The sequence below is a fragment of the Streptomyces violaceusniger Tu 4113 genome, from assembly GCF_000147815.2.
Taxonomy (GTDB): Bacteria; Actinomycetota; Actinomycetes; order Streptomycetales; family Streptomycetaceae; genus Streptomyces; species Streptomyces violaceusniger_A.
This window is the reverse complement of the sequence record NC_015957.1, coordinates 648,578-660,701: the sequence shown is the minus strand read 5'-3', so window position 1 is coordinate 660,701 and position 12,124 is coordinate 648,578. Positions and strand designations below refer to the sequence as shown.

The 12,124-nt window shown below is 67.9% G+C and carries 13 protein-coding genes and 3 tRNA genes; 6 read left to right on the top strand and 10 right to left on the bottom strand.

All coding sequences use genetic code 11. From position 1 onward, the window contains the following. Positions 1-112 precede the first annotated feature (112 nt). The 5 genes from STRVI_RS02995 to STRVI_RS02975 form a co-directional block, all read right to left on the bottom strand. Complete coding sequence (locus STRVI_RS02995) at positions 113-550, bottom strand: MaoC family dehydratase (protein WP_014054140.1); 438 nt, start codon at positions 548-550, stop codon at positions 113-115. After that, positions 547-1,017 (bottom strand): MaoC family dehydratase N-terminal domain-containing protein, encoded by a 471-nt coding sequence (locus STRVI_RS02990; RefSeq protein ID WP_014054139.1) that lies wholly within the window; start codon positions 1,015-1,017, stop codon positions 547-549. Before STRVI_RS02990 ends, STRVI_RS02995 begins: the two co-directional genes overlap by 4 nt. Before the next feature lie 84 nt (positions 1,018-1,101). Then, on the bottom strand, positions 1,102-1,266 hold the full coding sequence (gene rpmG / locus STRVI_RS02985; RefSeq protein WP_009715907.1) for a 50S ribosomal protein L33: 165 nt from the start codon (positions 1,264-1,266) through the stop codon (positions 1,102-1,104). An 86-nt stretch (positions 1,267-1,352) separates the two neighbouring features. After that, positions 1,353-1,425, bottom strand: a tRNA-Met gene (locus STRVI_RS02980). Between the two features lie 60 nt (positions 1,426-1,485). Further along, positions 1,486-1,558, bottom strand: a tRNA-Thr gene (locus STRVI_RS02975). 323 nt (positions 1,559-1,881) lie between these two features. On the opposite strand from STRVI_RS02975, the gene STRVI_RS02970 reads away from it, so the two are divergent. Beyond that, positions 1,882-3,159 carry a hydrolase gene (locus STRVI_RS02970; RefSeq protein WP_014054138.1) on the top strand — a complete coding sequence of 426 codons (1,278 nt, stop codon included), beginning with the start codon at positions 1,882-1,884 and terminating at the stop codon, positions 3,157-3,159. A gap of 24 nt (positions 3,160-3,183) precedes the next feature. Beyond that, entirely contained in the window at positions 3,184-3,852 is a 669-nt protein-coding gene (locus tag STRVI_RS02965) for an NAD(P)H-binding protein (protein ID WP_014054137.1), read from the top strand. Positions 3,853-3,902: 50 nt separating this feature from the next. Here the strand turns inward: STRVI_RS02965 and STRVI_RS02960 are convergent, their stop codons facing one another. Together STRVI_RS02960 and STRVI_RS02955 are read right to left on the bottom strand one after the other, a co-directional pair. Beyond that, positions 3,903-4,394 (bottom strand): DUF3574 domain-containing protein, encoded by a 492-nt coding sequence (locus tag STRVI_RS02960; RefSeq protein ID WP_014054136.1) that lies wholly within the window; start codon positions 4,392-4,394, stop codon positions 3,903-3,905. Positions 4,395-4,647: 253 nt separating this feature from the next. After that, positions 4,648-5,517 (bottom strand): DUF1206 domain-containing protein, encoded by an 870-nt coding sequence (locus tag STRVI_RS02955; RefSeq protein WP_014054135.1) that lies wholly within the window; start codon positions 5,515-5,517, stop codon positions 4,648-4,650. A gap of 166 nt (positions 5,518-5,683) precedes the next feature. Here STRVI_RS02955 and STRVI_RS02950 point away from each other — a divergent pair, with 166 nt between their 5' ends. Next, positions 5,684-6,904: an amidohydrolase family protein gene (locus tag STRVI_RS02950; protein WP_014054134.1), complete on the top strand. Its 1,221-nt coding sequence runs from the start codon at positions 5,684-5,686 to the stop codon at positions 6,902-6,904. A gap of 26 nt (positions 6,905-6,930) precedes the next feature. Here the strand turns inward: STRVI_RS02950 and STRVI_RS02945 are convergent, their stop codons facing one another. Continuing rightward, positions 6,931-7,359 (bottom strand): MscL family protein, encoded by a 429-nt coding sequence (locus STRVI_RS02945; RefSeq protein WP_014054133.1) that lies wholly within the window; start codon positions 7,357-7,359, stop codon positions 6,931-6,933. A 332-nt stretch (positions 7,360-7,691) separates the two neighbouring features. On the opposite strand from STRVI_RS02945, the gene STRVI_RS02940 reads away from it, so the two are divergent. Continuing rightward, entirely contained in the window at positions 7,692-9,203 is a 1,512-nt protein-coding gene (locus tag STRVI_RS02940; RefSeq protein ID WP_014054132.1) for a glycoside hydrolase family 30 protein, read from the top strand. 128 nt (positions 9,204-9,331) lie between these two features. Here the strand turns inward: STRVI_RS02940 and STRVI_RS02935 are convergent, their stop codons facing one another. Beyond that, positions 9,332-9,667: an EthD domain-containing protein gene (locus STRVI_RS02935; protein ID WP_014054131.1), complete on the bottom strand. Its 336-nt coding sequence runs from the start codon at positions 9,665-9,667 to the stop codon at positions 9,332-9,334. Between the two features lie 148 nt (positions 9,668-9,815). Here STRVI_RS02935 and STRVI_RS02930 point away from each other — a divergent pair, with 148 nt between their 5' ends. Beyond that, positions 9,816-10,184, top strand: a complete 369-nt coding sequence (locus tag STRVI_RS02930) for a MerR family transcriptional regulator (protein WP_014054130.1) — start codon at positions 9,816-9,818, stop codon at positions 10,182-10,184. A 330-nt stretch (positions 10,185-10,514) separates the two neighbouring features. On the opposite strand, the gene STRVI_RS51970 is transcribed toward STRVI_RS02930, so the two are convergent. After that, positions 10,515-10,604: transfer RNA gene (locus STRVI_RS51970), tRNA-Tyr, on the bottom strand. Positions 10,605-11,083: 479 nt separating this feature from the next. On the opposite strand from STRVI_RS51970, the gene STRVI_RS51965 reads away from it, so the two are divergent. Next, a complete protein-coding gene (locus STRVI_RS51965; protein WP_150112878.1) occupies positions 11,084-12,085 on the top strand; it encodes an LPO_1073/Vpar_1526 family protein in 1,002 nt (333 codons plus the stop codon). Positions 12,086-12,124: the final 39 nt, after the last annotated feature.

Below are 12,124 nucleotides of genomic sequence, written 5' to 3'. Positions count from 1 at the left end.
GTGGGGAGTCCGGGGGCCGACGGGGCGTGCGGCCCGTAAGGGGCTCAGGCGGGCTTCACACGCTGTGGCGTGCTCTCATCCGCCGGGGGGCCGCTCGGGCGCGGTCGAGGGCTCAGACGAGCCGTACCACGGCGCGGGCCCGGCCCAGCACCTTCTGCCCGGCGCTGGTCGCCGTGATGTCGAGGCGCACCGTACGGGCCTCGTCGTCCAGCTTGGCGGTGACCTTGGCGCCGATCTCGATGAGCGCGCCCTTGTCGTCGTTGGGGACCACGACCGGCCTGGTGAAGCGGACGCCGTACTCGATGAGGGCGCCGGGGTCGCCGGCCCACTCGGTCACCACGCGGGCCGCCTGGGCCATGGTGTAGGCGCCGTGCGCGATGACGTCGGGGAGGCCGACCTCCTTGGCGAACTTCTCGTTCCAGTGGATCGGGTTGAAGTCGCCCGACGCGCCCGCGTACCGCACGAGGTCGGCGCGGTTCACCCGGAACTCGCGCATCGGCACCTCGGTGCCGACCTCCACGGAGTCGTACGAGATCTTGGCCGTCGTCATCTGCTCTCCTCCACCTCTGCGTCGGCGGCGCGGGCCACCAGCGTCGTGAACGACGTCGCTACATGATCACCCGCCTCGTCGTGGACCTCACCGCGGACGGACAGGATGTCGTTGCCGGCCAGCGACTTGATCGAGTCGATGATCGAGGTGACCGACAGGTGGTCCCCCGCGCGGACCGGGCGGGTGTACTCGAACCGCTGGTCGCCGTGGACCACCCGGCTGTAGTCCAGCCCCAGTTGCGGGTCCTCGACAACCTGCTTCCCGGCCGCCTTGAAGGTGATCGTGAAAATGAACGTCGGCGGGGCGATCACGTCGGGGTAGCCGAGGGCCCTGGCCGCCTCGGGGTCGGTGTAGACCGGATTGGTGTCACCCAGGGACTCGGCGAATTCCCGGATCTTCTCCCGGCCGACCTCGTAGGCCGCGATGGGCGGGTAGGTCCGCCCCACGAAGGACTGGTCGAGCGCCATCGGCGCACACCTCCTGCGATTGAATTACCAACGAAACGAGGCCGCCCCCCGCGAGTGGGGGCGGCCTCGAATGAGAGCTTATTGCTATCGCGTCTCACGGTGCGCGGTGTGCGCGTTGCAACGCGGGCAGTGCTTCTTGATCTCAAGACGATCCGGGTCGTTGCGCCGATTCTTCTTGGTGATGTAGTTCCGCTCCTTGCACTCCACGCAGGCCAGCGTGATCTTCGGGCGGACGTCGGTGGCAGCCACGTGAGTGCTCCTTGACGAACTGATAAAGGGTTAACACAGAAAGAGTAGCCGATCGAAGGACCGACCCCGCAATCGGCTACTGTCAGTAGCGGTGACCGGACTTGAACCGGTGACACAGCGATTATGAGCCGCTTGCTCTACCGACTGAGCTACACCGCTGTGATGCGAGTGACTCCCCGCTCGACACAGCGTAGCCGAACGGGAAACCTCACACATCAGAGCCCCAATACGGAATCGAACCGTAGACCTTCTCCTTACCATGGAGACGCTCTGCCGACTGAGCTATTGGGGCGAGCGATGAAGACATTACACGGTCGGCCGCCGAAGGTGAAATCCGTATCGCCCCCTCGTCACCCTGGGCTCAGGCACCACACCGGTACGACTATTCGGCTCCTCCGCGAAGCCGCCCCCACCGCGTCCTAGGCTTCGGATCGCACCCGCGTGATCTTGGCTGCGCACGCATCCGACGCGTGCCCGGCGCGTTGCTCGTCGCCTTACCCCTCGCGTGCGAGGCGCGTACCCGTGGCGCCCTGGCGTCACCGCCACCGCCCTCGTCACGCAACCGTCGCGCGCCCCTGTGCGCCCCGCGCACGCCCTGCGAATCCCAGGAGTGCGATGCCCGAGAGCCAGCAGCAGCCTCAGCAGCCGCCCAGGAACGGCGGCGCGGGCCCCGAGCCCACCGCTCTGGTGCTCGGCGGCGTCCGGCTCGCCGACGGGCGCACCGTGGACGTCCGGCTCAGCGGCGGACGGATCGAGGCCGTGGGCACGGCGGGCAGCCTCGTCCCCGGCACCCGGCTGGACCTCGGCGGCTATCTGCTGCTGCCCGCCCCCGCCGAACCCCACGCCCACTGCGACACCGCCCTTACGGCCGACATGGCGGGCCCGGTCCCGTACGCCCCCGTGGACATCCAGCGCCGTACCGTCGAGGCCGCGCTGCTCCAGCTCGGCCACGGGGCGACCGCGCTGCGCACCCATGTCCGCATCGGCGGGGTGCACGGGCTGCACTCCCTGGAGGCGGTCCTGGAGGCCGGCCGGACCCTGCGCGGGCTCACGGAGCTGAGCGCGGTGGCGGTGCCCCGGGTGCTGACCGGCGCCGCCGGGGCGGACGGTCTGGCGATGCTGCGGGACGCGGTGGAGATGGGCGCGGCGGTCATCGGCGGCTGCCCCGACCTCGACCCGGATCCGACCGGCCACGCCGAGGCCGTCCTCGACCTCGCCGCCCGCCACGGCTGCGCCGTCGATCTGCATACGGACGGTGACGACCCGGCCCGCCTCGCCCGGCTCGCGGCGATGGCCGGGGGCCTGCGGCCGGGCGTCACCATCGGCCCCTGCGGCGGGCTGTCCCGGCTGCCCCTGGAGAGCGCGGGGAGGATCGCCGAGCGGCTGGCGGCGGCCGGGGTGACCGTCGTCTGCCTCCCCCAGGGCGACTGCGCCGGGCTGGAGCGCCAGGGGATGCGAGGAGCGCGCCCCTGCGCCTGCGCGCCGGTGCGGCTGTTGCGCGCCGCGGGCGTCCGGGTGGCCGCGGGCAGCGGGGCGCTGCGGGACGCGGTCAATCCGGTGGGCCGGGGCGATCCTCTGGAGGCCGCCTTTCTGCTGGCGTCCCGGGGCGAGCTGCGGCCACAGGAGGCGTACGAGGCGGTGTGCGGGCGGGCGCGGGCCGCCATGGGGCTGGCCGACGTGCGGGTGGAGGCCGGTTTCCCGGCGGAGCTGCTCGCGGTGCGCGGGGACGGGCTCGCGGGGGTGCTCTCGCTCGCGTACAGCAGGGTCGTGGTGCACCGGGGCCGGGTGGTGGCCCGTACCAGCGCGGTGCGGGAGTACTGCGACTCGGCGGCCGCGGTGGCGCTGGACCTGCCCCGGCAGGCGCGGTCGCAGAGCGGCGGCGAGCAACAGTAGGCCGCACGGCGTACGGTCGGGATCATGCGCATTGTCATCGCTGGTGGACATGGACAGATCGCGCTGCGGCTGGAGCACTTGCTCACCGCGCGCGGAGACGAAGTGGCGGGCATCATCCGCAAGCCGGAACAGGCGGGCGACCTGCTGGCGTCGGGCACCGAACCCGTCGTCTGCGACCTCGAGTCGGCCTCGCTGGAGGACGTGGTCAAGCATCTGGAGGGCGCGGACGCGGCCGTCTTCGCGGCGGGTGCGGGCCCCGGCAGCGGTGCCGCCCGTAAGGAGACCGTCGACCACCGGTCCGCGGTGCTCTTCGCGGACGCGGCCGAGCGGGCCGGGGCCCGCCGGTTCCTGATCATCTCCTCGATGGGCGCGTCCCACGAGCCACCGCCGGACACCGACCCGGTCTTCGCCGCCTATCTGCGCGCCAAGGCCGCGGCGGACGACGACATCCGCGCCCGGGACGGCCTCGACTGGACGGTGCTGCGCCCGGGCCGGCTGACGAACGACCCGGGCACGGGCCGGGTGAAGCTGGCCGAACACACGGGCCGGGGCGAGATCACCCGCGACGATGTGGCGGCGGTCCTGGCCGCCCTCCTGGACGAGCCCCGTACGGCGGGCCGCACGCTGGAGCTGATCAACGGCGACACGCCGGTGGCGGAGGCGGTGGCGGCGGTGGCCGCCGAGCGGGGCTGAGACGCGGGGGCGGTCGGGGTGGCCGGAGTGGTCGGCTCCGGCCCGATGGCTCAGAAGTCCACCCGGGCCGGTGCGTCGGCCCGGGCCACGGACTCCTGGGCGTACTGCCGCTCGTACGCCGTCCGGATCCGTTCGATCCGCGGGTCCTGCGTCGGGGCCTCGGACCTCGGGTAGAGCAGGATCACCTCGTACGAGCGCTCCCGCTCGATCGTCCCGTTCTGGTCCCGCCACTGCCCCCGGCCGTCGTGGATCGTCAGGCCGGAGGGGAAGCGCGGGGTGATCTGCCGGTCCACGAAGGCCAGGAACCGCTTCTCGGTGACGGGCGGCCCGCCGTCGGGGCGCTCGGTGCCGAAGAAGAGCCGGGTCTCGACGTAGGGCTTACCCCGGTCCACGGCGCCGCCTGAGGTCGCGACGGCGGGCGGGTCGTCCAGCGCGGCGTACGCGGCGACGGGGGTGGCGGCGGCGAGGGCGAAGGCCGCCCCTATGGCGGCGATACGGACGCGGGGCTTCATGGTCGGCAGGCGGGGCTTGAGGGTCGGCATCGTCCGATGGTCCCGGCGCCCGGAACCCCGGGGAAGACCGCCTTACGGGGCACATCCGTGCGACACGCGCGAGGCGCGGGGGCGGGGGCCCGGCGCCGGGGACAGAGGGGCAGGCGGCGAGATCGGGCCCGGTGCCACCCGGCACGCGACAAGGAGGCCGAACCCGAGCCCCCTGGCACAGGGATCGCGCTCAGGTCCGGCCCCACGAGCACAGACAGAGCCAGGCCCGAGCGCCCGGGCACATGCAGCGCGCTCAGACCCGGCGCCACCGGGCCATCGCGAACGAGAACACCCCGAAGAGCGCCAGCCCCAGTGCCACCGCCATCAGCAGCCACGGCCCCGCCGCCGTCCCGGCGAAGGTCCGCAGGGTGTCGTCGATACCCTTCGCCTTGCCCGGGTCGTAGCGCACGGCGGCCGAGAGCGCGAAGCCGCCCGCCACCGCGAACACGGCCCCGCGGGCCACCCCGCCGCAGACCCCCAGCGCCTCCACGGCCCGCCGCGTCCGCCGGGACATCGCGCCCACCTTGAGGTGCTTGCGGAAGGCGCGCCGCAGCGCCCGTACCGCGATCCACACCCCGGCCGCTGCCACCGCGGTCCCGCCGGCGGCGACCAGCCACCGGCCGTACGGCAGGTCGAGCGTGCGGGCCGTCACGTCCTGGGACTGGCGGTCGCTGGAGCCGCTGCCCTGCTCACCGGTGGCGAAGGAGAGCACGGAGTACGCGACGACGCCGTAGAAGACCGCGCGGGCCGCCCCCGCCAGCCGCTTGCGTACCGCGCCCCCATCCGGCCCCGCGGCCCCGAAGACCGCCTCGGACAGCCGCCACAGCGCCATGCAGACCAGCCCGATGCCGACCGCCCAGACCAGCGCCGCGCCGAACGGCTGCTGGGCGAGGACCTGGAGCGCCCCGCCCCGGTCGGCCTGCTCGCCGCGGTCGCCCAAGGCGATGCGCAGCGCCAGGACGCCGATGAGCAGATAGAGCACCCCCCGGGTGGCCAGCCCCCAGCGGGCCGCCGCCTCGATGGCCCGGCTGCCCGCCTGGCGTGGGGTGCGTGTGCGCGCTGCCGAACCCAGTCCGCGTGCGATCGACGATGCGTTCACCGTTTCCTCCCGGTTGTCGCACATCGTGTGCCCCGGACGTAGGTGCGGAAACGGGACTTTCTCTTGTTGGTTGAAGCGATCCGCCCTACTCTGCCGCCAGAATCTGACGAACCGTCAGATCAAAACGGGCCGTCGGATCAGATCAAACGGAGCGACAGGATCACCACGAATAGACCGGGGAGATGGCGAGATGACCGACGAGACGAACGGCACGACCGAGCTGCCTCGGGTCATCAGCGTCGATGACCATGTGATCGAGCCCGCGCACCTCTTCGAGACCTGGCTCCCGGCCAAGTACCGGGACCGCGGCCCCAAGCCGCTGACGGCCGGGATCGGCGAACTGGCCTACGTCGGCGGCAAGTACAAGTTCACCACCGACCCGGACGGCCAGCTCACCGACTGGTGGAGTTACGAGGGCGACCTCTTCCCCTACAAGCGGATCATCGCCGCCGTCGGCTTCTCCCGCGACGAGATGACCCTCGACGGCATCACCCGCGAGCAGATGCGCCGCGGCTGCTGGGACCCCAAGGACCGCCTCGCCGACATGGACCTCAACCATGTCGAGGCGTCGCTGTGCTTCCCGACCTTCCCCCGCTTCTGCGGCCAGACCTTCGCCGAAGCGAACGACAAGGAGGTCGGGCTGGCGTGCGTCCGGGCGTACAACGACTGGATGGTCGAGGAGTGGTGCGGCGACAGCGGCGGCCGCCTCATCCCGCTCTGCCTGATCCCCCTGTGGGACGTCGACCTCGCCGTGCAGGAGATCCGCCGTAACGCGGCCCGCGGCGTCCGCGCGGTGACCTTCAGCGAGATCCCCACCCACCTCGGGCTCCCCAGCATCCACAGCGGCTACTGGGACCCCTTCTTCGCCGAGTGCGAGGCCACGGGGACGGTCGTGTGCATGCACATCGGCTCCTCCTCCCAGATGCCCGCCGCCTCCCCCGACGCGCCGCCCGCCGTCCAGGCGGCCCTCAGCTTCAACAACGCCATGGCCTCGATGATGGACTTCCTCTTCAGCGGCGTCCTGGTCTCCTTCCCGCGCCTCAAGCTGGCCTACGCCGAGGGGCAGATGGGCTGGATCCCCTACGCCCTGGAGCGCGCCGACGACGTCTGGGAGGAGCACCGGGCCTGGGGCGGCGTCCGCGACCTCATCCCCGAGCCGCCGTCCACGTACTACTACCGGCAGATCTACTGCTGCTTCTTCCGCGACAAGCACGGGGTCGCCTCGCTCGACACGGTCGGCGTGGACAACGCCACCTTCGAGACCGACTACCCCCACGTCGACTCCACCTGGCCGCACACCCGCCGCATCGCCGCCGAGCATGTCGCCGGGCTCTCCCCCGAGACCACGTACAAGATCCTGCGCGGCAACGCGATCCGCATGCTGGAGCTGGACCTCGACGGGGCGCGGTAGGGGGCGGCGGCCAGTGGGCTGGGCGGCTAATCCATGCGCGGCTGATCCGAGGCGCAGTAACGGCACTTGCGCGCCGCCTCGGGGAGGTCCTCGGCGAGGCATTCCGGGCAGGTCTTGACCGGGCCCGGCTCGCCGAAGACCTCGGCGCCCCGGCGGGCCTGGGTGTACTTGTACGGCGTGACGATCACGAAGTAGATGACGGCCATGAAGATGATGAAGTAGATCAGGGCGGAGATGAACGACCCGATGTTGATGTAGGTCGCGTTGTTCCCCACGTTTCCGAGCTGCCAGCCGAGCCCGACCGCCTTGCCGCCCTGGAGCCGGGCGATGACCGGGTTGATCACGGAGTCGGTGAACGCCTTGATCAGCGTCGAGAACGCCAGCGCTGTGACCAGGCCGATGGCGACAACAATGACATCACCGCGCATGAGGAAGTTCTTGAAGCCCCTGAGCACGATCCGCCCTCTCTGTCCTGATACGGGGGAATCACCACCCTAGGAGCGGCCCCACGGAACCCAGGGCGCGCCACGACGGACGGCCGCCCGTACGGCGGCGGGGGCGCACTTAATCCACGCCATGAGGTAAGTCGTCCGCGAGGCTTGACGCCCGGCGGCAGGCCTCGGATCATCACAGTCACCGAGCACCGTGAACACACCGGTGCTTCGCTGCTCCGCCGCTCCGCCGCTCCGTTGCCGTGAACACACCGGTCACCGGAGTTTCCCCTTCCTTCTCTCCGGCCGTGACCGCACCGGCCCGAGCCTGTCCGCACAGGAAAGGCATCGGTTTCATGAGATCCGTCAGATCCAGATCCCCTCGTACCACGCGCACCGCCCTGGTGAGCGCCCTGGCCGCGGTCGCCGTGGCCGCCGGCCCATGGCTGACCTCCCCGGCCGACGCCACGACCGCCGACACCGGCTCGGTCAGGGCCGGCGAGAGCGTCAACGTCTATCTGACCACCACCTCCGGCTCCGACGGCCGCACCGTCGTGAAGGGCCTGGAACAGCAGGCGCCCATCCGGTTCGGCTCGGGCGGGGGCGGCAGTGTCACCGTCGACGAATCCAGGATGTATCAGGAGTTCTCGGGCGCCGGGGCGTCGTTCACGGACACCGCCGCATGGCTGTTCAACAGCAGCGGCGCACTGAGCCAGAGCACCCGCGACGAGGTGATGCGCAAGCTCTTCTCGCCCACGGACGGCATCGGGGTGAGCTTCCTGCGCAACCCGCTCGGCGGCTCCGACCTGGCCCGCTTCGGTTACACCTTCGACGATGTGCCGGCCGGGCAGACCGACCCCGGCCTCGCCAGGTTCTCCATCAACCACGACCTGGCCGACGTCCTGCCGCTGACCAAGCAGGCCAGGCAGCTCAACCCGGCGCTGAAGGTCATGGCCTCGCCCTGGACCGCCCCGGCCTGGATGAAGGACAACGACCAGCTCAACCAGGGCTGGCTGGAGGCGCAGTACTACGGCACGTACGCGAACTACTTCGTGAAGTACATCCAGGAGTACCAGAGCCGGGGTGTGCCGATCGACTACGTGACCGTGCAGAACGAGCCCACCTGCTGCGCCGGCTACCCGTCGATGCAGTGGAACGGCTCCGGGCTCAACTACTTCACGAAGAGTGAGCTGCTGCCCAAGCTGGCGAACGCGGGCCTGAAGACCAAGGTGCTCGCCCTCGACTGGAACTGGGACCAGTGGGCGGGCTTCGGTGCGCCCGTCGTGGACGACGCCGCCGTCCGCAACCACCCGAACTTCGGCGGCATCGCCTGGCACGGCTACGGCGGCAACGTCGGCCAGCAGACGACCGTCCACAACCAGTACCCGAACGTGGACGCCTTCGACACCGAGCACTCCGGCGGCACCTGGGTCGCCAATCAGCAGCAGGAGGACATGCACAACCTGATCGACTACACCCGCAACTGGGGCAAGAGCTGGATCAAGTGGAGCCTCGCCGTCGACCAGAACAAGGGCCCGCACAACGGCGGCTGCGACACCTGCACCGGCCTGGTCGCCGTGCACAACGGCGACGGCCAGAGCGGCCGGGTGGACTACACGGTCGAGTACTACACGATGGGCCACCTCACGAAGTTCGTGAAGCCCGGAGCCCGCCGCATCGACTCCAGCGCCAGCTCCACGGTGCCGAACGTGGCCTGGAAGAACCCGGACGGCTCCAAGGCGCTGATCGCCTACAACGACACCGGCAGCCAGCAGACCCTGAAGGTCAACTGGGGCAGCCAGTCCTTCAGCTACCAGCTCCCCGCCCGGGCCTCCGCCACCTTCACCTGGACCGGCCCCCAGTCCTAGGCCCGGCGCAAGGCCGCGCCCCCGCTCCACCCTGAACACAGCAAACGGCCCCTGACTGCGTTTCCGCAGTCAGGGGCCGTTTTCCACGGTGGCGGCGCCTGCGGCATGCGGCGCGCAGCCCCAACGGGCTAGATCACAACCCTTTCTTCAGTGACCATTACCGCCACCGAATTCATATCGATGAACCTGCTCTCGTCCGGGTTCACCAACTCCTTGTAATTCTTGGAAGCGAAGAAGGCGTCGTGATCCGTCCAGCTTTCAAACCAGATTTCGGTGAGGCCATCGTAGGCGGGAGCCGGATAGCCTTCGGCGGTCACCGGGTGGGAGACGGTGTACTTCTTCACGTACTGCCGTGCTTCCGGAATGGAGGTGAACAACGGGGCATGACGGTTTCGGTGATGCTCGACGAATTCCTCGACGGCCATTCCATCGATACGGTTGATCATGAAGGCGAACTTGATCACGAACTTCTCCCTTTCGTGCTCGCGGACGCGAGAGGTGGGCGACCGGATGCCCTGGACGACGACGGCTCGCGAGCCATGGGGTTAAGCTAAACGCTCACATCGATGTCAAGGGCAAGTCGCTGTGACCCAATGCACACAAGGGGTTGAGATGCGGATCGGTGAACTGTCCGCCCGGACAGGGGCGAGCCGTCGATCACTGCGCTACTACGAGCAGCAAGGCTTGCTGGTCAGCACAAGGTCCCCCAGTGGTCAGCGGTGCTATGGCGACGATCATGTCCAGCGGGTGGCGCTGATTCAGACATTCCTGGCCGCCGGAATGTCCAGCAGGACCATCCTTCAGATGGTCCCCTGCATGACAGAGCCCAACATGGACAGAGCCCAGCAAGCCTTGACCGTAATGAATCAGGAGCGAACCCGCCTTTCCTCCACAATTGACAGCCTGACCACCGCCAGAGAAACACTTGAGCGCCTCATCGATGTCAACCTGACCTTTCTGGCGAACACGGCGGATGACTAGGTCTCGGGCCGACCGAATCAACATTCCGGTCTTCCTCTGGTGAAACGGTCTCAGCGCCGTACGCCCTACGGTCCCGAAAGACGGCGTTCAGGCCGGAGCAGCAGGCATCACGCTGGGCGTCCAATCCGTATGACCTGCGTCACGCCTGCTCTCGCTGTGACTGAACCCGGGCGTGAACTCCGTAGCGGTCACGCGCCCCACACACAGCGGTCAGCACACGAGACCGAGCGAGACATAGCGGGATGGACCACCCATTCCGGGAACCATCCCTGTTTGCCGACGACAACGGCCCCTGACTGCGTTTCCGCAGTCAGGGGCCGTTTTCCACTGTGGCGGCGCCAGGATTCGAACCTGGGTAGGCTAAGCCGACGGATTTACAGTCCGCGCATCGCTCAGCCGTTGACCAGCGGGAACGCCTCCGTGGCCATGGAGTGCCCCACACCTGCCCCATTCCCAACCGCGTGGTGAGGGACCGGACTTCGACGACATGTGCGTTCGGTCACCGACACGGCTGACAAGGCTGGTCTACTGCTGGAAACTTGCTCTGTGGCAAGCACTCAGCACCGAATACTTTGGGGCGCAACCGTCGCCGTCGGAATCGTCATCATCGGGATCAGCATCTGGCTCGGCCTAGAGAAGGCCGCCCTGCTAGCCGGGATCCTCGGTACACTTTTCGGCTTGTTCGGCGTGTCGATCGGGGGGCATCAGCTACTTAGGGCGCCCCAGCAGAGCACACGGAACGGAGCTCCACGACAGTCCCAGCACAGCGGGGACAACTCGGTTAACTTCCAGAGCGGAAAAGACATAAACATCGGCGACAATAACCAGTTTGGGCGCCAATGAGGAGATGGAAGACCCAGCGGCAGTCGGCAGGAAATGATTCCAATAACTTTCAGGCCATGGGCGACATCAATTTCGGCATCGGATATAGCGACGCCAAGGAGATAGCCAAAGACGCAGCCATGGAAGTTTTTGAGAAAAACTTTGAACTACTGGCACAAGATGCGCACGAGTTGGCTCGCATCCGAGCAGAGGAACTGACCAACGTATTCCTCGAAGCAGTACAGGAGAAGTCCCTCCCAGTCCTGGCAGCCATGCGGGATCCGGGCGTTCAATCCTCCCTCCTCACCGCACAGTCGGGGTATGCAAAAACTGGCGATCCTGATCTCGGGGATGTCCTAGTAGAGCTCCTCGTTGATCGGATCCATCTGAACGATAGGAGAAATACAGCACAGCTAGCTTTAAAGAAGTCCCTTGAAGTGGCGGAGAATCTTTCAAAAGAACTCTTCGCTCTGCTGTCCTTCAACATGATGGTGAAAGAGGTCAGCTTCGGTGAGCTCTCAAGCGTGGAAGAGGTAGCCGACTCACTCGCTCGCGCTATCCATCCATTCGCTAGCGATCTCACTGCCGTACACCCCTCAGACTTGGACTACCTAGCTGGCCTCGGCTGCCTCATTCACGCCGCTGGCACTTTGCCACCTGGGCAATCCATGGGCATGAATTACCCCGGACTCTTCAGCAGAGGGTTCACGGAAAAGGAATTGATGCATGCCGATCACCTCATATCCTCACCGCTCGTGCGGCTGATTAACTCAAACGAAGGTCGCTATCAGATTGACGCCGGAACCAAGATGGGTCTCCAGGCGCTAATCGACACTCATGAAGCGCAAGATCTTGCAGATGCGGCACTTCATGCCTTAACCACAACGCGACTCCAGGATCACGAGATCGAGGAAATGTTGATTTCGAGTAGCCCGGAGCTTGAGGAACCAATTCGGCGCGGCAAGGAGCTCGGGCTAGCCGGCTATCTGAACACAGCGATCGGGACGGCTATAGGACATGCGAATGCGCGCCGTACAATCCCGGGATTCAGTCTGGACTTCAGTAACATGTTGTCCTGACCATGCACCCGCCGACCAGTTCCTATCGGTGACGACGCG

Excerpts from the sequence above, each read along its gene's own strand:
- STRVI_RS02995 (WP_014054140.1), bottom strand. The coding sequence starts at position 550 with ATGACGACGGCCAAGATCTCGTACGACTCCGTGGAGGTCGGCACCGAG.
- STRVI_RS02990 (WP_014054139.1), bottom strand. The coding sequence starts at position 1,017 with ATGGCGCTCGACCAGTCCTTCGTGGGGCGGACCTACCCGCCCATCGCG.
- STRVI_RS02970 (WP_014054138.1), top strand. The coding sequence starts at position 1,882 with ATGCCCGAGAGCCAGCAGCAGCCTCAGCAGCCGCCCAGGAACGGCGGC.
- STRVI_RS02965 (WP_014054137.1), top strand. The coding sequence starts at position 3,184 with ATGCGCATTGTCATCGCTGGTGGACATGGACAGATCGCGCTGCGGCTG.
- STRVI_RS02960 (WP_014054136.1), bottom strand. The coding sequence starts at position 4,394 with ATGCCGACCCTCAAGCCCCGCCTGCCGACCATGAAGCCCCGCGTCCGT.
- STRVI_RS02955 (WP_014054135.1), bottom strand. The coding sequence starts at position 5,517 with ATGTGCGACAACCGGGAGGAAACGGTGAACGCATCGTCGATCGCACGC.
- STRVI_RS02950 (WP_014054134.1), top strand. The coding sequence starts at position 5,684 with ATGACCGACGAGACGAACGGCACGACCGAGCTGCCTCGGGTCATCAGC.
- STRVI_RS02940 (WP_014054132.1), top strand. The coding sequence starts at position 7,692 with ATGAGATCCGTCAGATCCAGATCCCCTCGTACCACGCGCACCGCCCTG.
- STRVI_RS02930 (WP_014054130.1), top strand. The coding sequence starts at position 9,816 with ATGCGGATCGGTGAACTGTCCGCCCGGACAGGGGCGAGCCGTCGATCA.
- STRVI_RS51965 (WP_150112878.1), top strand. The coding sequence starts at position 11,084 with ATGGGCGACATCAATTTCGGCATCGGATATAGCGACGCCAAGGAGATA.